Here is a 21,919-nt window from a genome sequence, read left to right as displayed (position 1 = left end):
GTTATTTAATGACGCAGGCACTCGTTTGACCGCGTCCCGACTATGCGGGGGTAGACCTTCTGCCGAGCGACTCAAGCTGGAACCGCGAAATCAACCGGGCAAGATCTTGCTCATCAAATGATATCAGGCGCGGCCCCCCACATGCGTCGGGGGAGAGATAAAGGCTGAGACGGCGAGCAGTAACCGAGGCAGACATCACCGTGTCAGTATCCGCGTTTTAAACGCCAACAGCTAAACGCCAACAGCTAAAAGCTAACAATCACCGTGCCGGGTGTTCGTCGCCAAAGCTCTCCTCCACCCAGCCTGCATGGTCTAAACTGATTGACTAGATTGTTTCGTCCGCATTGGCAGAATTGGGTCCGACCGGGATGAGTGCAGCGTTTTACGTCCGAATCCGAGGCCGCGTTCATGGGCCGATCGATCGTGCGAAATTGGACACTCTCGTCGCCCGAGGCCAACTCAGCCGCATCCACGAAATCAGCGGCGATGGACAAAATTGGCGGCCGGCCGCCGCAATGCCGGAGTTGTTCGTCGCGGTAAGCACCGCCCCGGATTCGCGCTCCCCGGTTCCAAAACCGACAACGCGATCGATATCAACGGCTGCCGAAGGCCCAGTCGCCAGCGCGGATCCGGGCTTTGTTCATGTCGACGATCCATGGGAAAACGACTCGGCGTCCCCGGCCGACGATTCCACGTCCTGGTATTACGCCGTCAACGGAGCCCAACAAGGACCGATCGGTTCCGCAGAACTGGTTGAACTGATTCGGACTCGCCGTCTCTCGAACACCGACATGGTCTGGAAGAGTGACATGGAAAACTGGGCCGAAGCCGGCTCGGTCCCCTCTCTCGCCGCCTATTTCCAATCCGCTAGCGGGCGAACGTCCGGTGTGGCTGCGTCTTCAACCACCGCACCCTTCGCCGCGTCCGGCGGTACGGTCGTCGATCAGATCAACTATGAATTACAGCAATGGTCGTCGGCCGTCGGATGGGCTCGCAATGCAGCGTTCCTTTTGGGCGTAGTTCTGATCGGATTTGGCGTGGTTTGCCTTGTCGCTTGTGCAATGCTTTTCTCGATTCCACAATTGGTTCTGGGAGTGGTCCACGTCGTCGTTGGTGCATTCGTCCTTTGGCTAGGCGTCCATTTGGTGGCCTTGAAAAAGGAACTGACTACGGCTGGCGAAGCCAGGTCCGGCGCGACGATCGTCGATGCGATTCGCACGGCGACGACGGCTTGGAAATCGCTGGCGTGGACTCTTGCCGCATTGATGATGGCTTTGGTTGTCCTACTAACTACCGCATTCGCAATCTATCAACCCGTTTGAAAGTCGTCCGTGACAGTCGGTCCGCCTATACCTAACTCGTTTCCTGCGGCTTCCATGCCGGAGCCGTCTTCACGTTTGGTTTGGTCTCTGCGTGACATCGAACAGCGAATGGGATTTCGCGGCAGTCGATTCACGCGGGTCAACGGCTTGCTCAGTTCGCTGATCGCGGCGGCGATGACCATCGCGATCTATGCCACGTTAATGGTGGTCGAGCCGAACGTTTACACCGATATGCTGACCGAACGTGGTTTCACGCCGTATGTGATTGTGTTCTTCACGATCTGGTCATTGGTGATCTTGATGATTAAACTCAGCAAACTGCGATTACAACGACGTGCGCTCGAGTTGGACTTGATCCCCGAAGAAACCGGATTCGTGCTTTCGGTCGCGACCGTTGATCGTGTGATGGATCGATTGTTTCAAGTGAGCGACGATCCCAAAAGTTTCGTGCTGCTCAATCGTGTTCACATCGCACTGTCGAATCTGCGAAATCTCGGGCGGGTGACGGATGTCGGCGAGATCTTGCGCAGCCAAGCGGACCACGACGAGTCGACGATGGAAACCAGTTACAACGCGATCCGTGGTCTGGTATGGGCGATCCCGATTCTCGGTTTCATTGGAACCGTCTCGGGGCTCTCCGCCGCGATCGGCGGTTTCGGCAAAGTGCTCAGCGAAACCGATGACCCGGCGCAGTTGATCGACGCGCTCAAAGGCGTCACCGGAGGGTTGGCCACCGCGTTTGAGACCACGCTTGTCGCCTTGGTCGCCGCGCTCGCCGTCCAAATGCTGATCACGTTTGTCAAGAAACGTGAGGAGGAATTCTTGGACGAGTGCGCCGAGCATTGCCAACGGGTGATCGTCAATCGACTGCGACTCAATCAAATCGAAACGAGCGATTGAGATGGGCCGCCGCCGTCAAGAAAACGCGCTGAGCTTGTTCGCGTTCCAGGACATCATCACCGGTGTCGCCGGCGTGATGTTGTTCATCCTGTTGCTATTGGTCGTTCAACTGGCGATTCCGGCGGCTCAAAAAGTTCGATCGGAGCGGACCGACGGCCCCCTGTTCCCGGTCGCGTCGGACTCCGATATCGAGCACCTCGAACAACTCCGCGAACGACTCGCTTCCTTGCGTTCACAAACCGAGGATCGGCTCGAGGTTCAGTCGATCGGTGCCGATGCGACATTGAGGGAACTGCACAAACGCCTCGACGAAACACTCGCCCGCCAACAAGACTTGAATCGCGATACCGAATCGCTCGCAGAACAGATCACGACAAACGCCAGCAGCGATGAGTTCCAACGAGTCGAACGAGAAGTGGAATCGATGCAGAACGAACTCGCCGTGATCGAAGCCGAATTGCAGCGGTTCGCGGGCGGTGAATTCATCACATTTCGGGCAACCGATTCACGAGCCGATGTTTGGTTGGTTGATGTGCGACGTCGATCGGCTGAGTTAATGAGTTTGCAAGATCCATCGAACAACGATCGCATGGAGTTCGAGGAATCGATCGAGCCGCCCACGCTCGCCAAGCGAATTGCCGAACGATTACGACAAAATCAAGGCTCACTATCGGTTGTCTTGCTGTTTCGTCCCTCCGCGGCGGGCGGGGCGAGCGAGCTGTTAAGGGCGATGCGATCGCTCGGATACAACGTCGCATTGGAACTACTCGATTCCGAAACGCAAATCATCCAACAGCCCTCCGATCGCGGAGTGGCCGCACCATGACCCGTCGTCGCCGAGGAGCGCCCGAAAACGACGATGCGTTGGACCTATTGCTTGATACGGTGTCGAACGTGTTCGGCGGAGTGATGTTCTTGACGCTGCTCGCGGCGCTGATGATCCTCTCTCGGGGTGCCCCAGCGGTGCAACCGGAATCCGTCCCCGAAGCACCCACCCAGGTGCATCCGCCGACGGACGACCGGATCGTTCAGATGGAGATTCGTCAAACCGTTCAAGCGATCGCAACCGAGCAAACCGTCCTAGCGAACTTGCCTGGTGATTCCGAAGACGTGCCCAAGTTGAAAGAAATTAAAGCGATTCGGTCGCTGTTGGACGATGCCACGCGCGCGACCGCGCGGTCGCAGAAAGAATTCGACGCAGCGAGCGAGCGTGCGGATCGCCAACAGTCTGATCATGCCGAAAAGCGAAATCGCCGCGATCAACTTGCCGGAAAATTAGCGACCCGTCGCGATGAACTCGAGCGAGCCGAAAAGGTCGGTCAACGTTCGATCGCTTTCCGGCCACTAGAATTGGCCGACTCGACGGAAACGATCTTGGTGTTGCGGTACGGACGTGTTTATCTGTTCCAAGATTCGCCCAACAGTCGTACGTTCAACGTGAACGATTTTTTCGCGATCGACATCGAACGAAGCAAGACCCGCATCACCCCCAAGCCTCACCGGGGGACACCGGTCACGGCGACAGCGATGAAAGCGTTTGCCGATCGGATTCGTCGCAGCTATCCACCAAGTCGATATCATGTCACGATTGCGGTTTGGGATGATTCGTTCGGTCAATTCAACACGGTGTGCGATGCCTTGCAATCGGTCGGCTATCGTTATCGGACGATCCCTTGCAACGACGAATCGGAATTGTCTTTCGGCTCGTCGGCCAGCCCGTTGGTGCAATAACCGCCCGTTGGTTCAATGACAGCCGATTGGTTCAATGACGGTCCATGGGTTGCTGATACTGGCCCAACGAACATTGCTTTGAAAGGAAACTCGTTTGATCTCCGCCGGAACTTTCATTTGCGCGCTCGCCGGCGCTTTGATTTACACCGCCGGCGTCTTGATGCTCAAGCGTTCGACGATCTGGAATCCCGGGCCTTGGCGTACGACGTTGCTGTGCAATCTTGTCGCCGCGTTGGTGTTCGCTCCCATGCTATTTTGGGGCGATCCGCTGACGGACTATTCGTTGCTTTGGCAGCCGTTTGTCGTGGGTGTCTTTTTTGTCATCGGCCAAACGTTCGTGGTGTTGGCGGTCACGCAAGGCGACGTTTCGGTCGCCACGCCGATCTTAGGATTGAAGATTTTGTTCGTCGCGGCGTTGTTGTTGGTATTCGTCGGGCAAGTTCCCAGCGTTTGGATTTGGCCGGCGTCGGTTTTGGCGATCATCGCGATCGCCTGTTTAAGCTACCAAGGAGGCAACGGATTGACACGTCCGGCGACCGATACGACGCGGTTTTGGGGCGGCCGGATCGGCTTGACGGCCGTGTTGTCATTGGTGGCGGCGTTGGCTTACGCGATCTTTGATTCGATGATCCAAGTTTGGTCGCCGGCGTTCTCGCCCGCCACGTTCTTGCCACTGACGATGTTCTTTTCCGCCGGGATTTCGCTATTGTTGATGATCCCGATGCTCGAGGGCCGTTATTCGGCGATTTCGCGGGCGGCATGGCCTTGGCTGATCAGCGGATCGATTCTGACCGGGTTGCAATCGGTGTTCTTGACCTACGCCATCGGAACGTGGGGACAAGCCGCGTCGGCCAATGTCGTCTACAGCTCGCGCGGTTTGTGGAGCGTGATCGCCGTTGCCACCGTCGGCGGTTTCTTTTCAAGAGAAGAGTTCGCCGCCCCACGATCGGTCAAAGTAATGCGATTGGTCGGGGCGGTTTTGATCACGTTGGCGATCTTGATGCTGATGATCCCAACGGACGATTAGGAGGATGTCACATCGGTTTCGGCCATGTCGCGGGCGTGGTAGCTGCTTCGCACGAACGGGCCGGCGGCGACTTTGGCGAATCCCATCGCCCTTGCTAAATCGGCAATCTCGTCGAACTCTTCCGGCGGAACGTAGCGAACGACCGGTAGGTATTTCTCGCCCGGTTGCAGGTATTGGCCGAGCGTCAAGAAATCCACGCCGTATTCGCGAAGGTCGGCCAAGGCATCGAGCAGTTCGCCGCGCTCTTCGCCCAAGCCCAACATCAAGCCGCTCTTGGTTTTGACCGACGAATCGTACCGTTTGACCTCCCGCATCATCTGCAAGGTCCAGGCGTAATCGCTCTTGGGGCCGCGAACGCGGCGGTACAAACGAGGCACGGTTTCCATATTGTGGTTAAACACATCGGGGCGGGCTTCGATCACACGCTCCAACGCATCCTTGCAGTGAACGAAGTCCGGGGTCAGGACTTCCGTTGTTGCTCCGGTCGCCTCTCGCACGGCAACAACACATTGATAAAAGTGATCCGCCCCGCCGTCGGGAAGGTCGTCCCGCGTGACGCTGGTGATGACGACGTGTTTGAGTCCCAACTTCAGGGCCGCCTGAGCAATCCGGGTCGGTTCGTCGACCGCCGGGGCTTCGGGCGGGCGGCCTCGATGGACGGCGCAGAAACCACAGGGGCGGGTGCAGACGTTGCCCAGGATCATGAACGTGGCGGTCTGTTGGCTGTAGCATTCCATCCGGTTGGGGCATTTGGCGTTCTCACACACCGTTTCTAAATTCAGCTCCTCCATCAATTGATCGGTCAGATGGTTGGAATTGGATTTGGGGATCGGCCGCTTGAGCCAACGAGGCAACCGACCGGTCGCGCTGACCTCGGTTCCGGCGGGCATCTCAGGGGCGGCGATAACGGGCAAACGGAAAGCCATCAGCAGTAGCCAGATCAGGGCAGAATGGAGAGAAGCATAGCGAACGAGCTTATTGTAGCGAATCGGCCAAATCGCACCATGGATGACGATCGGTGCCTCAGCCCTAACGCCAGCCCCGGCCCCATTCGAGGGGCGATGACATGGGACGGGGGTTCACTTTAGAATCCTGCGCCCTTCCCAGCTAACGATAGGATTCGAAACGCAATGAAATGTTCAAGGATGATTCTGCTGGCGGTGTTTTCGTGGCTGGCGTTGAGTGGTATCAGTCGGGCAGCTTTTGTGACGGTCGGGGATTTCAATCCGCAAAATCGCAATACCGACATCGCGAGCAACATTCCTCAATCCGAACCAGCTCGGCTGCAGCTTCAAGGTGAGTTTCGCGACGCGTGGAATGCCGGAATGGGTGGCGTGATCAATTTTGACAACGGCACGTTAGGACCCGATCCGCAAACCGTGATCGGAACCTACGCTAACGGCGGCAAGACAATCACGTTGTTAGGGACACAAGATCCCGGCCCATCTCCGACGAATGCGTTTGCGATTTCCTTTGGGACATCGTCACCTTTCTTCTCAGGCAATCAATGGCTCAACAGCAGGAACAATGTCAGCGTTGATCTATCGCTTTCAAGCACGACCGAAGTGATCAACCGAGTTGCGTTCGCAGTACGTCGGATTGCGTCGAGCACCGATGATGACAATATGGAGATTGAAGTCTTCTATACCGACAGTGCGATGAATTCAAACTCGTTCTCTAGTACGGTGGATTATACGTATAATTTCGGAGGTGTTGCGGTCTTATTTGACTTTCAAGCACCAACCGACGCATCGATTACGGCGATCAACATTGTCGCTCGACCATCGACGACGACCTCTTCTGGCTCTCGTTCCTTCAACATCGACGACTTCGCCTTCACCACGCAAGCGGTCGCCGTGCCTGAACCTTCCGTGTTAGCTTTCCTATTCATAATGGGCGTCGGTGCATCGCTGTTGAGTCGGTTCAAAGATCCGTCGTGGCGACTTTCAGTGGCCTGAGTTTCGAGGAAAACCAGTTAGCGAAGTAACTTCGAAGTGTGAGTTTTAACGCAGAGCACGCTGAGACGCAGAGGTGCGCAGAGATCGGTGACTTGCGTCAAATACCACGCTCTGCGGCCCTCTGCGTCTCGGCGAACTCTGCGTTAACACCTCAGTAATGAATTACGGAAGGTCGTTGACTTTCCAATTCCCATGCATTCACGGACTGATGTGTTTGCTGGCCCGTCGCACTAGGCTTGATCTGGATCGTCGTCAAAGAGCCGCGATATCTGCGTTATGCCGGGTCTACGCCGAAGCGGCTGCGACCCAGCCTACGGGACGAGTGCCATTGAGTGGGATGTTCGATGTGCAATCGCACGCCGGCTTCGAAGAATGCGTTTCGTTCAGCAGGTGATGCGGGGCCGGCTGCGATCTGAAATGCATTCGGTTGCACAGCTTTCAACCAAACGATCTCGCGGATCAACGTGGCGATCCCTTCTCGGTCGATCGACCACACAAACACATCTGCCTTCGTCTTGGCGAGCAACTTCTGGATCTTCTTCGTTGAACTGACGCTCAGAAGTTGAACATGATAATCGTTCGCCTGATCGATCGCGTTTCGTCGGCATTTTAACCAATCGATCAGTCCCCTCAGGTAAGCGGAGTCGTCCTCACCGATCCAACACCAATGATCGGGAACCGGGGCGATCGGCAGCCTTGATGCGAACGTCATTCGCTTTCCAACTTACGCAACAATCGAGCGCGGCTGATGCCCAATCGGCGAGCCGCGTCGGCTTTGTTGCCGCCGGCGGCCTGCATCGCTTTGGTGATCAGTTCCGACTCGTAGGCCGCCAAAGCGGCATCGAGCGACTCGATGCGAAACGCCTGAAGTGGCTCTTCTTTTCTTGTGATCACGACGGACGTTTCGTGGCGAACAGCCTGCGCCGTGGACGTGTTGGAGACGCGAAACGAACGGATGGCGAGCGGGAAATGCTCGCGTGTGATTCGCTCGCCCCGCACGACCTCTTCGGCGAAACGCATTGCGGCGACCAATTCGTCCCATTGTCCCGGCCAAGGATACGTCTGGACCAACTCGATCGCTTCGCGAGATAGCCGCGTCGAACGAGCCAGGCTTTGAGCCATCGCCGGGAGGTCTTCTTGTCGTTCGCGCAGCCGGGGCACCGTGATGGGCAATACGCACATCGCATCGTGCAACTCGTCGCGAAGTTGATCGGCGAGCGGTTCGTCCGAATCGGCGTTCATCATCCCGATCAAACGTAATCGTTCTGGAAACGTTTGAAGAAACTGCACGAGTCTATCCTGCCCGTCGCGAGGCATCTCGTCGAAACGATCCAGGCATAACGTTGATCGGGCCGACTCTGAATCGGACAACGGCACGATCGCGGGCGACGCGTATACCTCCAACAGCTCGGCGTCCATCAACGAAGCGTCCAAACATACGAACGGTTCGTTCGCGCGGTCCGCATCACCGTGATGAATCACCGATGCCAATTCGCTCATGCCGCTACCCGGATCACCGGACAGACCGACATGACTGCGAACGCGACATGCCAAGTCGACTCGGTTTCGAAATCGACGCGAGATTGAAGAGTTTCCAGCCATGAGCGTTTGGCAACGAGCCTTGCGTTCGGCACGCATACTCGAAATCGCATCAGCCGCTTCGGCGGCATCGCGAATGCCCGATTCACCGAACCAAACTTCCCAGGGAATGTCGGCATCGGAAACGAATTCGCCGAGACATCCCAGGATGAGCGTCGGGCAGTCCGAGTCTGGATGAGACTGACCACCACCGAGCACAACGAAATGCGCCGTTGCGGTTTTGAGCGGAACGTGATCCTCGGCCGCCATTGCCGGGATCACGAGGCGGCAGGTTTGATGGCCACGGTCGGAACGAGCCCCGTGGACGGCAGCCGGTAATCCCCGCGCGAACGACGGCGGCAGGAGTGCCTGCACCACCTCGGCGGGCAGGTCCGATTCGATCTCAAGCCAAGCTCGCATCGGGTCGGAAACGAAAACCACGCTCGAGTCGGAATCGATCAGCCACACGCACGCATCGGCGGCGTCGAGCAATCGAACGAGTTGAGCGTTGCGATTGCGTTTCGGTTTCGGCGTCGACGGTGAGTGAGAATCGTCCAGCGTGATTTAGAACGTATCGAGAATGAAGTGATTGCCGCGGTGGAAGCGGCGATTGCTCGGATAGTAGTTGTGCCACTGCTTATTATAAACCGGGATTCGCATCTCGTTGGGATAGCGGTGGTACAAACTATCACTGCTTTTAAAATACTCTTGTCCCCAGAAGTTCTGGGGGTAATAAACGTAGGGGTAGTGATAAAATCGGTTCCAATCGACGTTGGCCGCTGAACTGCCCCAGGCTTGTCCGAAGCCGGGTTGGGTTCCGTAGCCTTGGGCACCAAAACCTTGCGGGTTTTGTGCTCCGTAGCCGGGCACCCCTTGGGCGTTGGATGGTGTGGTCATGGAAGTCGAAATCGCCAGGATCACTGCGGCGACGGACAACAGAATGGATGGACGTATCACGTGAATTTCCCGTTTGGCGACATCGCAACGAACCGAGGCCAACCGACCTCCTAGACAGCAACACCCCTTTCATCGGCACAACCGGGGCGATCAGATGAGTCGTTTCATTGCTAAAATTCCTCACCCGAACCCCACCCCCGCGGTCGGCGTAAACGATGTTTTCTGTTGACCTGCCCAAAACGAGGAGATGGAGCCTGATGCGACGCGGGAAACTGATGCTAACTAGTTTTCTACGTGGAGGCGACTTTCAGTCGCCATTCTCGGAAACGTCGACTGAAAATCGACGCCACGTTAAGAATCCGTCGCTGATCGATCCCACGATGCGACGCATTTGGATGTTGGTGTTAGCCTGTATTTCGGTGACGCTCGCGTCCCCTTCCAGCGGTGCCGAGGTCGACGCGCGGTTGTCGAGCGGGCAAGCCTACGTGAACGATTCGATCGATTTGCAAATCACGATCGAAGACGCCGAAACCTACGAGCCGCCCAAGATTCCGACGGTCGATGGTTTGACGATCGAATCCGCCGGAGTTCCGAGGCGAAGTTCTCAAACGACGATCATCAACGGCCGCATGTCCTCGCGACAATCCGTCACGCTGGTGTACGAGATCACCCCGACGCGACCGGGCACGTTCGAAATTCCGCCGATGGAAGTTTCCGTCGACGGCCGCTTGGTCAAGACATCACCTCTGGGTTTCGTCGCATCCGTCAGCGAAACGGGCGATTTAATGTTGGTCGAAATCGTCGGAAAACAGGATCGCGTCTACGTCGGCGAACCATTGGAACTGACGCTAAAAATTTGGGTGCGTCCCTACCGCGACGAAACGCTCGATCGTTTGCTCAGCGAGGGCGAGATGTGGCAGATGCTGTCCGACCGTACTTCATGGGGCCCTTTCGAGCCCGCCATGACCGACATGGCCCAACAGCGCAAACGCCCCGGTGGTGAGAACGTCGTGCGCAAGACGCCCGAGGGCGAGTCGAAAGGCTATTACCTTTACGAGATCGACACGACGATTTATCCGAACAAGCCCGGAAAAATCGACGCGAGCAACGTGTTGATCGCGATGAATTACCCGCTTGAGCTTCGCATCGAAAAACGCCGCAGCATGTTCGACGAGGCCTTCGGCGGCCAGTTCGGTTCGCCCTTTGGTGACCGGTTTGATTCCGCCATGAGTTCGCGACTGGTGGTCGCGGCAACCCGACCGATCGCCGCGACAGCCGAGGTCGATCAAACTCAGGTCGTACCGATTCCCCGCGAAGGACGACCGGCGTCGTTTCAAGGTGCGGTCGGTCGCTATGAAATGATTGCCAAGACAGATTTGCGACGCGTCAGTGCGGGTGATCCGATTACATTACAATTGGGCGTGTCCGGTGACGGTCCCTTGGATAGCGTCCAAGCCCCGCCACTGGATCACTTGCGGGAAAAGTTTCGCATCGACGGACAACCGCTCGCGGGATTCATTCAGAATGGCGTGAAGTACTTCACGACCACCATCCGCCCGATCGACGAAACCGTGGATTCGATCCCTTCGATCGAAATGAGTTTCTTTGACCCCAAAACGGAAACGTTCGAAACGATCCAAACCGAGCCGATCGCGATCAAGGTGGAAGAGGCTGAAAGATTGGCAATGGATTCGATCGTCGGTCCCGAGGATCGATCCGAATCCACTACATCGAGTGACGAGCCGCTCGCGGTATCGAGCCCCTCGTCGCTGCAGGATTGGTCGCCGTTTCGTTGGTTACTCGCCAATGAATCCGGCCCAGTCGTTCTACAAAATCAACAGCGTGGTTCGCTCAAGGGAATCGTTTGGTTGGTCTATGGTTTGCCGCTGGTGATCGGATTGATTGCAACCTTGGTTCGCCATCGCGGCCATCTTCCATTGATGTTTCAGCGTTTGCGACCGGCAAAACAGTTTGCCGCCAATCAACTTGGTGATGTTTCAACGCCCAATGAGATCCCCGCTATCTTGCAAACTTATGTACAACGAAGCTTCGGTCTTCGTCCTGACGTGGATTGGCATCGCTGCTTGGGCGTCCTGCGATCACACGGCTATTCGGACAAGGCGGCCGAGCTTGAGTCACTAGCCCATCGTTGTCACAACACCGCAACAACAACGATCAATGAGAACGATCAAAGGCGAAGCCTCATCGACGATGCCCAGCAATGGTTGGAAACCATCGCGGCAGCCCAATCAAACAATCGCTTCGTGTTCAAACGCCGTCAAGCGAGTTCCCACGAGTTGGGGTCGGCTCTCGGTACGGTGCGTCGCTCGGTCGCTCCGATGGCTTTGTTCGCGCTAGCAAGTTGGAACCTGATGCCAAACCTTTGGGCAGCGACCTCGGTCGTGCTGCTCGATGAGGCTCAACAGGCGACCGTCCTGAATGAAGCCGATCAAGCGTATCACGCGGCTTCGCAGTGGAAATCGCAAGGCGATGTCGGTCGCGCGAGGACATCATATCTTGACGCTGCGAAGAGGTACCAGATGTTGATCGATAGTGGGATCGACAATGGAGCGATCCACAAGAATCTCGGCAACGTTTACTTTCAAGTCGATCAACTCGGGCGCAGCGTTGCCCACTATCGTATCGCCCAAACGTTCACGCCATGGGACGTGCGGAATCAGGCCAATCTGATCATCGCCCAAGCCCGATTGGGACTCGGGTTCAGGCATTGGTTCATGCCATTGGCGTGGCTCGTTGTCGGCGGGTTGCTTTGGTGGCTTGGTTGGTGGCGACTGGCGGGGAGTCGGAAGGACTCAGGCCGACGCTGGTGGCTTTCGGCCTTGATGCTTGTTGTGTCGATCGGTTGTTGCATCGTGACGCTCGATCAAGTCGAACCACGCAGCGGTTTAGCGATCAGTGTGGTCGACACCTTGGAACTTCGTGGTGGCGACGGCGAGTCGTTCGGAGTGGTCAATGAGTTGGCCGGCGTGGAAGGTCGCTCGTTTGTCATTGGCCAACAGCGTGGCGATTGGTGCCTGATCGAGGGCACGACGTCCCAAAGCGGATGGGCCCGGCGTGATGACTTGGTGCCCATCTGACCCCTGTTCGGATAGGCTCTTAACGCGACAGAACCGTACAAGTCGATGAACCGGTTGCGATCAACTTGCCACGTTGGTCGGTGATGACGCATTCGACGAAACCGATCCGCAGACCGCGTTGGATGACTTTGGCGTCGGCGCTCAGCAGTCCTTCACGAACCGGCCGGATGAAACTGACTTTCATTTCGATCGTCGAAAAGTCTTCGGTATCCAGTAGCGTGCGTCCGAATGCGATTCCCATCGCTGCGTCGGCCAGGGCGGACACCAACCCTCCATGGACACGTCCCATCGGGTTGTGATGTTGTGGACCGCATTGAATGTCGACGATCGCGCGACCGAGAAACTCATTGTTCGAATCAGTTTCTTCCAATGGACGAACTTGAAAGCCGACCAAACGAGAAATGGGTGCGTCCGAAAATCGCTGGCTCACCGAGGTTGCCGTGGGACGCGTGGTTTGTTTTCGGTCTGTTGCGACGTGTGGCTTGCGAGTGATCGCGAGTGGGACGCCACCAACGTAATGAAGACGCCCTGTTGAAGGACCCTGCCGTCGTCACAGATCAGTTTCCTCAACCACGTAATCCGACCGGCACGACGACCGTGAGGTTGAATTTCAGTCACCTCAGTAAGCACATGAACCGTATCGCCGAAAAAGATCGGTTTTTCAAACTGCCAGTCCGTTACGCCGACCAGTGCCAACGTCGCCGCCCGGGGGTATTCGGTACTTAGGCCCGCCAAGATGCTGAGCCCCAAAAGCCCATGAGCGATCGGGCGGCCGAATGGAGAGCCGTCGTTGCCTTTGTGCAAAGGATCAAAGTCGCCCGTCAGTTCCGAAAACGTCTCGACATCGTCCGCCGTAATTTGTCGGCTGGGACTGGTCCACTGCTGCCCCACAACCAGATCTTCGTAATAAAGCAGATCCGAGGCGATCGGCTCGATCGCCGACATCCGAAGTATGTCGTCTTTCTTAATGATCATCAATTCAAACTAACTCTGTGTAAGCAAACGGACTTTCGGATGGCTTGCGTTCGTTGCCTTCTTTTTGGAAACCGAACGCTCCCCTTTGGAGTGTGCCACGGGGGTCAATCAACGGGTACGATTTCTCGGCAAAGGCGGTTAATTCGTTTGGAACTGGGAGCATCTTAGTCCAAATAGTCAGTTTGGGGGAGATTCGAGTTCATGATGTTACTCTGGAAACGGCGGGAAAGTTCTGCTATTTGCGAGACTGGTTTTGCCCATCTGTTCGAATTCATGAGGAATTGGTTGTGTTGATTCATCATCCGCTTCGCCCCACCGCCGGAATCGCCGCCAGAATCGTTGCTTTCGGTTTGACCGTTGTCGCCGGTGCAATCACCCCTGCAGCCTCGCCCGGAGAAACACCTGCTGAGAAACAACAAGCGGGCGGGCCGAGCGTGCTTGTGAAGGCGGATTCAAACTCGCCGTCCGAAACGACCGGCGACGAGACGTATCTGCTTCGCCATAAACTCAATTCCAATCAAAAAATTCGATACGAGGTCACGCACGTTGCCAAGACCAAGACTCGGATCAATGGTACCGAAGAGATCGCCAACGTCCACACCACCAGTGTGCGGTCGTGGGACGTACGCGAGGTCCAACCCACCGAGATGACATTCGATCATCAAATCGAATCCGTATCGATGACCCAAAAGAACGGCGATCAAGACGAAGTTCGATGGGACAGTGTCTCGGGTGAACAGCCGCCAAAGATCTTCAGCGTCGTGGCCGAACAAATCGGAAAGCCCCTCGCCACGGTCACGATCAACCAAAAAGGCGACGAAATTCGTCGCGAAAGTCATGCCGGATCCAAGGCTTCCCTGGGAATGGGCGCATTGACGCTATCGCTACCGGCCGAACCGGTCTCAATCGGGACCAAATGGACAGTTCCCTCGGAGATCCAGGCTCGCACCGATGACGGGTTGGTCAAGGTGATCAAAATCCGACAAGTCTACACGCTCAAGAAAGTCAAAACGGGCGTGGCGACGATCGACGTCAAGAGCGAAACGCTCACGCCGATCACCGAAGAATCGATCAAAGCCCAAGTCGTTCAACAACTCAGCAACGGCAGCATTCGGTTCGACATCGACAACGGCTATTTGCTGGGCAAAGAACTAAATTGGGATGAGACCGTTGTCGGTTTCCAGGGAGCCGGTAGCATGATGGAATATCGCGCCCGAATGACCGAAGAGTTGGTGGCGAACGATACTCCGACGGGCGGCGACACGCAGTCCGCCAAAGCGGATTCGGACGCCAAACAACGCTAACGGTTCGCTCGTCTTCGACAACGAACCCATCCTTCCTTTGAAAGCCCGCTCTTGATCAGCGCTATTGCCGGTAAGCTTGTCCAAGTTGGTGAAACGTCCGTCACGATCGCCGCCTCTCCGTTTGATTACGAAGTCTTTGTGGGCGATTTCACGCGTCGGCAACTGCAGTCCAAGATCGGCCAAGAGGTTCGATTGCACACGCTCGACTACATCGAAGGCAACGCCCAGGGCGGACGTTTGACCCCTCGGCTGGTCGGGTTCTTGACGCTGCCCGAACGCCAGTTTTTTGATCTGTTCTGCAGCGTCGACGGCGTCGGTGTCAAGAAAGCCTTGCGGGCGATGGTCCGTCCGGTTCGGGAGTTGGCGATCTTGATCGAGGAGCAGGACACCAAGTCACTGTCCGCGTTGCCCGGCGTCGGCCCGGCAACCAGTGAACGGATTATCGCCAAACTGCGTCGGAAAATGCCACGCTTCGCGTTGATGGTCGCGGGCGACGAGCTGTCCGAAGGTAGTGGAGAATCATCGCCGGTGATCGAGGAAACTTTCGTCGCGTTGGTGACGCTCGGACACAGCGAAGCGGACGCGCGGAAGCTGATCGACGAAGCGGTCCAAAGTGGCAAGAAATTCAAGGATACCGAGTCTTTGCTGACCGCGATTTACCAAAAATCCAAATAGCGAATTACGGGGCTGCCTCGGGTCGACGAAACGGCTCACTCCGGCGATAACATCGGTCCCAGGCACTCAAGTGCCGATCGTTTTCAATTTCTTGCCATCGGCGCGGCGTCGCTGATGGCGTTTGGTTCGTCTCGTAGAGTTTTCGATGGAAGCCGGAATCGTTGGTTTGCCGAATGTCGGCAAGAGCACGTTGTTCAACGCCCTCACGTGCAGCGTCGCCGCGCAGAGCGCCAACTACCCTTTCTGCACGATCGAGCCGAATGAGGGAATCGTCAGTGTTCCCGATGATCGCTTGAAGCGGATCACGGAATTCATCGTCCCTCAGAAAATCATTCCGGCGGCGCTCAAATTGGTCGACATCGCCGGCATCGTTAAAGGGGCCGCCGAAGGCGAAGGACTGGGCAACAAGTTCCTCTCTCACATCCGCCAAGTCGATGCGATCATGCAAGTGGTGCGTTGTTTCGAGGACCCCGACGTGACTCACGTTGCGGGCAATGTCGATCCGATCGCCGACATCGATACGATCGAGACCGAATTGGTATTGGCCGATATGCAAACGCTCGAAAACGCGCTCGGCAAAGCCCAACGTTCGGCCCGCAGTGGCGACAAGGAAGCGTTGTTGCGGGTTTCGGTGATCGAAAAATGCAACGCTCACTTGGAAAGCGAACAACCGTTGCGAACGCTAACGCTCAATCCCGCCGAATCCAACGCGATCAGCAGCTACGGCTTGATGACCGCCAAGCCGATTTTGTACGTCGCCAACGTCGATGAGAATGATCTCGAAGGCAAGCATCCATTAGTCGAGAAAGTCCGAGCCCATGCCGCCAAATCGGGCGCGGGTGTAGCATGTGTTTGTGCCAAACTCGAAGCCGAGATCGCCGAATTGGACGAAGCCGATCGGGCCGAAATGCTCGCCGACGTGGGTTTGGCCGAACCGTCACTCAACGTCATCGCCCGGGAAACCTATCGCACATTAGGTTTGCAAAGTTATTTCACGGCCGGCGAGAAAGAAGTCCGAGCGTGGCCGTTTGCAATCGGATCGACCGCACCCCAGGCGGCCGGAGTGATCCACAGCGATTTTGAACACAAGTTCATTCGTGCCGAGATCTACAGTCTTGCCGACCTCGAAGAGTACAAGAGTGAAAAAGAAATTCGAGCGGCTGGAAAACTTCGCGCCGAAGGCAAAGCTTACATTATGCAAGACGGTGACATCTGTCATTTCTTGATCAACCCCTAGCGATCGTTACCCGACCTCCCACCTGAGGGATTCATGAACAAAATGTTGATACCCATTCTCTTCGCACTCGGCACGGCTTTCTTTTGGGGTTGTTACGGGCCAACGATCGGTAACGCGCAAGCTCCTCGGCCTGAGGGCGTCCCGTTGTGGTCACCTTTCAAACCCTATGTGTTCATCGGAATCGCGTACCTTGTTATTGCGATTTTCGGCGGGCTCCTGATGATGGGCGTCAAAGGCGATTCATTCAACTTCACAGGCACCCACTTCCCCACCGCCAAGTGGGGTTTCCTTGCCGGATCGCTCGGTGCATTCGGTGCGTTGTGCTTGACTTCCGCGATGATGACCAGCCGTGGCAATGCATTGTTGGTCATGCCGATCGTGTTCGGCGGTGCGGTCTCGGTGACTGCTTTGGTTTCCGTTATTCGACTGCACGCAGGAACGAACGTCAGCCCGTTGTTGTGGGTCGGCATGGCATTGACTGTGGTCGGCGTCGTCCTCGTCGCCATGAATACACCCCATGGTCACGCGCCCGCGAAGCCGGCGACGGAGTCCACGCCGGTGGTCGAATCGACTGAACCGACACTCAAACCTCAAACGCTACCTGCCGAAGAATCCACGACGTGAGTTCGGAGACCGGGTTACCCTCACCGAGCGATCCCGCTGGCGAGTTTCCTAGCGCTAAGCCAAGCGAGTCTTTGGACGACCCGATGTCGCGGGTTCGTTCGATCGATGCTTTGTTGACTCACGTGTGGATGGTTCGCACGTTCTTGAAGCATTGCGATGAAGCCGATGATGACGAAGACCTGCGGGAGGTCGTTCGCGATCTCTACGACTTCATCTTGGCCGTCGGTCCCCTCGACGCCGTTGATGATCCGAAGGCGTACCTGAAGATGGCCAAGAAAAAACTCCGCCGCTTACGCGGAGCGACCGAGTTGTACGAATCGATCCAGCCGGAAGTCAGCGGTCACACGAATTTCGTCATGGCAGCGCGTTCCTTGCGACTGGCCGTCGATGCGATCGAAAAGCTAGTGGTTCGTGACCAATCATAGTTAGGCTTATTGAAGTGAGCCGACGGCACTAGCAGGCGGTTGAGTTAATCGTAACCCGAAGCGTGAGCGAGGGATCATTGATATTGACTCATCCCTCGCTTACGCAGCTCACTGTACCACACATCTGTCGTGTCTTGTGAGGACGACAAAACTGTGGGCAGGACTTTCAGTTCGGCAGGCGAATGATGGTTCACCCAGTGCTCTGGTTCTCTAGGTGATTGACGAGTACCACGATTCCCATGAACCCCTCCCTCTGGGAGGGGTTCTTCTGCCTTGCTCCGCTGGGCAACTTCAAAACTCACGCGTCGGGTATTGAAAACACCGGGCTAGGACTGTTGCCGCAACCACGTTTCCAGCACCAACAGGTTCCACAGCCGATAGCCATGGTTTTGTTGTCCTGATTCATGGGAATGAACCAGATCCGCCACGGCTTCGCGGCGGAAGAAGCGACTGATCTTGGCGTCGTCGGCGAGCATCGTTTCGTGAACGAGCGGGCGGAAGTCCTCGCGGAACCATTTGCCGATCGGGATTCCGAAGCCCATTTTCGGCCGCGTGAAGATCTCGCCCGGGATTCGATCTGCGAACGCATCTTGCAACAACAACTTTCCACGCCGACCGCGAAACTTATATTCGACCGGAAGTGAAGCCGCGAATTCGACGACACGGTAGTCGAGCATCGGTTGCCGCACTTCGAGTCCATGTGCCATCGAGGCGATGTCGACCTTGGTCATCAAGTCGCACGGTAAATACGACAACACATCCGACGTCGAGGCTCGCGTGACGATGTCGCGTCCTTCGCTGCGCGCCCAAACTGATTCTAAAAACGCCAGCGGGTCTTCGCCCGGAAGTTCCGCGACGAACTCGTCCGTGTACAGCGATGCTCGCATCGATTCGGGAAAAATCTGCAACCAATTCAAATACCGCCGAACGACTGGTTGGCCGAGCGCCTCCAAGAATCGCTTGCCGCGACGAACAAGACTGCGTTGTTGGTTCGAATCGGGTAGCCGTTGAATTAATCCGATGCCCGGCATCTTGTGAACCGGAAAAAGCCGCTGCAACTTTTGGCTGAGCCACAGCGCGCGGTAGCGATCGTACCCGGCGAACAATTCGTCGCCGCCATCTCCCGACAAGGCGACCTTCACGCTTTGACGTGTCAGTTCGGACAAGTACCAAGTCGGAACCGCGGACGAGTCACCGAAGGGTTCGTCGTAATGCCATACGAGTTTGTCCAGAATACCGATCGCGTCCGGAGTGACTTCGAACCGCGTGTGTTCGGTTTTGAGATGTCCGGCGACCTTGGCGGCGTAGGCGGTTTCGTCAAAATCGGCGACCGAAAATCCGATGCTGAACGTTCGCAACGGTTGATCGGTGCAGTCGCCCGCTAAAGCGGTAATCAACGACGAATCGATGCCTCCGGACAAAAACGATCCCAAAGGCACGTCGCTCCGCATCCTCAATCGCACCGAGTCGCTGAGCAGTTCCCGCAGACGTTCGACCGCATCGCCGTGACTGATTGCGTGTTCGATCGATGGATCGTAATTCCAGTATCGCTCGACGCGAAACCCGGACGAGTCGAGCACCGCGAAATGGCCCGGCGGCAATTTGTGGACGCCTTTCCAAATCGTGCCGGGGTGAGGAATGTATTGGTAAGTCAGGAACTCATCGACCGCGGCGGGATCGATTTCTTCGCAAATCCCTGGCACGATCGAAAGCGACTTGAGCTCACTGCTGAAGACTAAACGGCCGTCTTTGAACGAATAGAACAACGGCTTTTGACCGATCCGATCGCGAGCCAAAACGAGCCGATTGCGAGTCGCGTCCCAAATCGCGATCGCGAACATTCCGTTGAGTTGCGAAAAGCAATCCGTTCCGATGTCTTCGTACAGATGTAAGATCGATTCGCCGTCGCCTTCGGTGGCGAATCGGTGGCCGGAGCCTTGTAAACGTTGGCGCAGCGTTTGGTAATTGTAGATTTCGCCGTTGAAGACCATTCGGACGCGACCGTCTTCGTTCGCCATCGGCTGTCGAGCGCCTTCCAGATCGATGATCGACAAGCGACGAAAGCCGAGCGCCACGCCCATCGTTCGGCCTTGGCCATCTCGATGAGTCGGGTCGCACCAAGTCTGGGAATCATCAGGGCCGCGGTGTGCGATCACCTGGGTCATCGAACGGATCAACTCGTCGTCAACGCGGCGGTCGTCGCGCAGCCAAACCGAACCGGTAATTCCACACATAAGCGACTAACCGCCCAACGTAGCCAAAAAGTCAGCCAAACGTTGAGGATCGGCACCGTCAACCTTTTCAAGGCCACGAAGAATCTCGATCGATTCGTTGCGTCGTCCCGCGGTGGCGAAAGGGCCGATCGCCTGGTAGGTCGCCATGGCCGCTTGGCCTTCGGGCGAATCGATGTCAAGTTGGTTGGGTGCCAACGCGTGCGCAATGATCAAAGGAATTTGATTGATCGGAAACGTGTTCAGTTGGGGTTTGCCCGACGCATCTTTGCCGCGATTGATTGTCAACTGATTTTCGTTGACTTGATGAACCATCGCCTTCATCGTCTTGGTCACTTGGATTTCTTCGCCAAAAGTCAACGCCGAAACCGCTCGCTGCACCGCGCCTTGGTAAAACGTCGCCAAGTCCGCGAACTGATAAAGGGTTTCGGCGAGCTGTTTTTGTTCGGGGGTAACGGCAGCCGATTCGGATGCTTCGGCGAGCGGCTTCATGGACTCCCAATCGGCGCTGCGAATCGCCTCGAGAGCTTTGTCGATCGCGACCTGACCCATCGAAATTTCCTCGGGTGAGGGTGCATTCATGGTCGCCGGTGGCGGGGTGGGCGTTGGGCTTGGAGCGGGCGCAGGGGTTGGTTCGGGCGTTACCGGAGGATCGCTCGGAACGTTGGCCGGGGGCGTTTGATTGGCCGGCGTCATCGGCTCGGGCATCGTTGGGTTCCCCGTCGTCATGCCCATTGAGTCGGTTGACATGCCCGGATCGTCGGACCGCATGTCGTTGCTCAGAGAATCGGCTGGATTGCCACGAACTGGCGGAGGAGTCATCATCACCCCATCGGATTGCGATGCAGGCGGCGATGAGTTTGGCTCCTGAGGCGGCGACGCGACCGGGGTGGTATCGCGCGTTCCGCCGGTATTGATGATGTACCCATCGTCGGTTTTAACGATGGCGACATTGCCGGGGCCTTTCAAATAAAAGTAGCCCATTCCGCCGACGATCGTCGCGAGCAATCCCAACACCAGTGTGCCGAAAATCAATCCACCCCAGGAGCGACGGCGTCGCACCGGAGTCCGACGCCGAACAATCGGGGTCGCCGGATGTTGGGTGTGTTCGTTAGGCGTTCCGGAGGCGTTCGGCGGGTAAGTCGCAGTAGCGGCTTCCATCCCAGGATCCAAAGCCGACACACCGAAGTCGGGGCCAGGCGGTGCCGGGTTGGGGCCAGGCGTGGGCGGTAACGCCGGCATCACGGCAGCGGGCTCGTTCTGCGCAGCAACCACCGAAGCTGAACGCGATACGTTGGCGCTTGGCGGCAATAAACTCGCCAACGGATCAGCCATCGGTGGCGGATTGGTTGGAGTTTCTAGCCCGTCCGGCTCATGAATGATTCCGAACGACGCATCCAGTTCCGCTTTGGCCTGCGGGTCTTTGAGAGTCTGCTGGGCTGCTACCACTGCCGCAGCGGCTCGTTTCCAGGTTTCCTGACCGACGGTCGTTTTGGCTTGCTTCAACGATGCGATTCTTCGGTTAATCGCATCTTCGATCGTCGCCTGATCCGACTCACCCAGCTCCAATCCAAACAATTGGTAGGCGTTGGGATGGGTGACATCCGAGGGCAAGCCCAACAGTTCTTGGATGGAAGGACCAGACATCAGCTAGCAAAATGCTTTCATTGTTTATTTCTTGCGGTGACGAATTTTGGCTCGCATTCGTCGTTTCTTTCGGCCCACTTTACGTCTTCCCTTACCGGTTCGCTTCGTACCCACCTAGGTCATTCTCCTGTGTTCATGGATCAAAATAGAGGTATTGTAGTTAAAATGTCTCGCCAAAACGATTCAGCGAGACGGAACCCATAGAGCGTAGCAGAACCGACATATCAAACAAGGTCCGTTTCTAGGCCCCCATGAAGCGGCAGCCGGCTTGATGGAAAACATTCATCGAG

Annotated in this window: 20 protein-coding genes; 12 read left to right on the top strand and 8 right to left on the bottom strand. The window is 56.6% G+C overall.

Features of this window, described 5'->3' with window-relative positions; all coding sequences use genetic code 11:
- Nucleotides 1–368: 368 nt before the first annotated feature.
- From Pla100_RS23465 to Pla100_RS23445, 5 genes are all read left to right on the top strand, one after another.
- The gene (locus tag Pla100_RS23465; RefSeq protein ID WP_146580777.1) at nt 369–1,322 is read left to right on the top strand and encodes a GYF domain-containing protein; all 954 of its coding nucleotides are present in this window, start codon (nt 369–371) and stop codon (nt 1,320–1,322) included.
- A gap of 9 nt (nt 1,323–1,331) precedes the next feature.
- Nucleotides 1,332–2,222, top strand: coding sequence for a MotA/TolQ/ExbB proton channel family protein (locus Pla100_RS23460; protein WP_231603447.1), 891 nt, complete (start codon nt 1,332–1,334; stop codon nt 2,220–2,222).
- Between the two features lies 1 nt (nt 2,223).
- On the top strand, nt 2,224–3,048 hold the full coding sequence (locus Pla100_RS23455) for a hypothetical protein (protein WP_146580775.1): 825 nt from the start codon (nt 2,224–2,226) through the stop codon (nt 3,046–3,048).
- Nucleotides 3,045–3,953 carry a hypothetical protein gene (locus Pla100_RS23450; protein WP_146580773.1) on the top strand — a complete coding sequence of 303 codons (909 nt, stop codon included), beginning with the start codon at nt 3,045–3,047 and terminating at the stop codon, nt 3,951–3,953. The genes Pla100_RS23455 and Pla100_RS23450 overlap by 4 nt, the downstream gene beginning before the upstream one ends.
- A gap of 94 nt (nt 3,954–4,047) precedes the next feature.
- Nucleotides 4,048–4,980: an EamA family transporter gene (locus Pla100_RS23445; protein ID WP_146580771.1), complete on the top strand. Its 933-nt coding sequence runs from the start codon at nt 4,048–4,050 to the stop codon at nt 4,978–4,980.
- Here Pla100_RS23445 and lipA read toward each other — a convergent pair.
- The gene (lipA, locus tag Pla100_RS23440) at nt 4,977–5,906 is read right to left on the bottom strand and encodes a lipoyl synthase (RefSeq protein ID WP_146580769.1); all 930 of its coding nucleotides are present in this window, start codon (nt 5,904–5,906) and stop codon (nt 4,977–4,979) included. The genes Pla100_RS23445 and lipA overlap by 4 nt on opposite strands.
- 204 nt (nt 5,907–6,110) lie before the next feature.
- Here lipA and Pla100_RS23435 point away from each other — a divergent pair, with 204 nt between their 5' ends.
- Nucleotides 6,111–6,938, top strand: coding sequence for a hypothetical protein (locus tag Pla100_RS23435; protein ID WP_146580767.1), 828 nt, complete (start codon nt 6,111–6,113; stop codon nt 6,936–6,938).
- 274 nt (nt 6,939–7,212) lie between these two features.
- Here the strand turns inward: Pla100_RS23435 and Pla100_RS23430 are convergent, their stop codons facing one another.
- The 3 genes from Pla100_RS23430 to Pla100_RS23420 all read right to left on the bottom strand — a co-directional run bounded on the left by Pla100_RS23430 (nt 7,213) and on the right by Pla100_RS23420 (nt 9,473).
- Nucleotides 7,213–7,650, bottom strand: coding sequence for a hypothetical protein (locus Pla100_RS23430; protein WP_146580765.1), 438 nt, complete (start codon nt 7,648–7,650; stop codon nt 7,213–7,215).
- Nucleotides 7,647–9,008, bottom strand: coding sequence for a helix-turn-helix domain-containing protein (locus Pla100_RS23425; protein WP_146580763.1), 1,362 nt, complete (start codon nt 9,006–9,008; stop codon nt 7,647–7,649). The genes Pla100_RS23430 and Pla100_RS23425 overlap by 4 nt, the downstream gene beginning before the upstream one ends.
- A 72-nt stretch (nt 9,009–9,080) precedes the next feature.
- Nucleotides 9,081–9,473 carry a calmodulin-binding protein gene (locus Pla100_RS23420; RefSeq protein WP_231603446.1) on the bottom strand — a complete coding sequence of 131 codons (393 nt, stop codon included), beginning with the start codon at nt 9,471–9,473 and terminating at the stop codon, nt 9,081–9,083.
- A 215-nt stretch (nt 9,474–9,688) separates the two neighbouring features.
- On the opposite strand from Pla100_RS23420, the gene Pla100_RS23415 reads away from it, so the two are divergent.
- A complete protein-coding gene (locus tag Pla100_RS23415; RefSeq protein ID WP_197168179.1) occupies nt 9,689–12,511 on the top strand; it encodes a BatD family protein in 2,823 nt (940 codons plus the stop codon).
- 19 nt (nt 12,512–12,530) lie between these two features.
- On the opposite strand, the gene Pla100_RS23410 is transcribed toward Pla100_RS23415, so the two are convergent.
- Complete coding sequence (locus Pla100_RS23410; RefSeq protein ID WP_146580759.1) at nt 12,531–12,941, bottom strand: PaaI family thioesterase; 411 nt, start codon at nt 12,939–12,941, stop codon at nt 12,531–12,533.
- Nucleotides 12,938–13,486: a MaoC family dehydratase gene (locus Pla100_RS23405; protein ID WP_146580757.1), complete on the bottom strand. Its 549-nt coding sequence runs from the start codon at nt 13,484–13,486 to the stop codon at nt 12,938–12,940. Before Pla100_RS23405 ends, Pla100_RS23410 begins: the two co-directional genes overlap by 4 nt.
- Before the next feature lie 287 nt (nt 13,487–13,773).
- On the opposite strand from Pla100_RS23405, the gene Pla100_RS23400 reads away from it, so the two are divergent.
- The 5 genes from Pla100_RS23400 (at nt 13,774) to Pla100_RS23380 (ending at nt 17,751) form a co-directional block, all read left to right on the top strand.
- Nucleotides 13,774–14,790: a DUF6263 family protein gene (locus tag Pla100_RS23400; RefSeq protein ID WP_231603444.1), complete on the top strand. Its 1,017-nt coding sequence runs from the start codon at nt 13,774–13,776 to the stop codon at nt 14,788–14,790.
- 51 nt (nt 14,791–14,841) lie between these two features.
- Nucleotides 14,842–15,465: a Holliday junction branch migration protein RuvA gene (gene ruvA, locus Pla100_RS23395; RefSeq protein WP_146580755.1), complete on the top strand. Its 624-nt coding sequence runs from the start codon at nt 14,842–14,844 to the stop codon at nt 15,463–15,465.
- A gap of 145 nt (nt 15,466–15,610) precedes the next feature.
- Nucleotides 15,611–16,702, top strand: a complete 1,092-nt coding sequence (gene ychF / locus Pla100_RS23390) for a redox-regulated ATPase YchF (RefSeq protein ID WP_146580753.1) — start codon at nt 15,611–15,613, stop codon at nt 16,700–16,702.
- Nucleotides 16,703–16,735: 33 nt separating this feature from the next.
- Nucleotides 16,736–17,326: a hypothetical protein gene (locus Pla100_RS23385; RefSeq protein ID WP_146580751.1), complete on the top strand. Its 591-nt coding sequence runs from the start codon at nt 16,736–16,738 to the stop codon at nt 17,324–17,326.
- Between the two features lie 83 nt (nt 17,327–17,409).
- Nucleotides 17,410–17,751 carry an amidohydrolase gene (locus tag Pla100_RS23380; protein ID WP_146580942.1) on the top strand — a complete coding sequence of 114 codons (342 nt, stop codon included), beginning with the start codon at nt 17,410–17,412 and terminating at the stop codon, nt 17,749–17,751.
- A 326-nt stretch (nt 17,752–18,077) separates the two neighbouring features.
- On the opposite strand, the gene asnB is transcribed toward Pla100_RS23380, so the two are convergent.
- On the bottom strand, nt 18,078–19,985 hold the full coding sequence (gene asnB / locus Pla100_RS23375) for an asparagine synthase (glutamine-hydrolyzing) (protein WP_146580749.1): 1,908 nt from the start codon (nt 19,983–19,985) through the stop codon (nt 18,078–18,080).
- A 6-nt stretch (nt 19,986–19,991) separates the two neighbouring features.
- Nucleotides 19,992–21,629 carry a hypothetical protein gene (locus tag Pla100_RS23370; protein WP_146580747.1) on the bottom strand — a complete coding sequence of 546 codons (1,638 nt, stop codon included), beginning with the start codon at nt 21,627–21,629 and terminating at the stop codon, nt 19,992–19,994.
- Between the last annotated feature and the right edge of the window lie 290 nt (nt 21,630–21,919).

It is taken from the genome of Neorhodopirellula pilleata, from assembly GCF_007859915.1.
Classification (GTDB): Bacteria; Planctomycetota; Planctomycetia; order Pirellulales; family Pirellulaceae; genus Rhodopirellula; species Rhodopirellula pilleata.
Note: the sequence above shows the minus strand (reverse complement) of the source record. Positions and strands in the feature narration are given on the sequence as shown.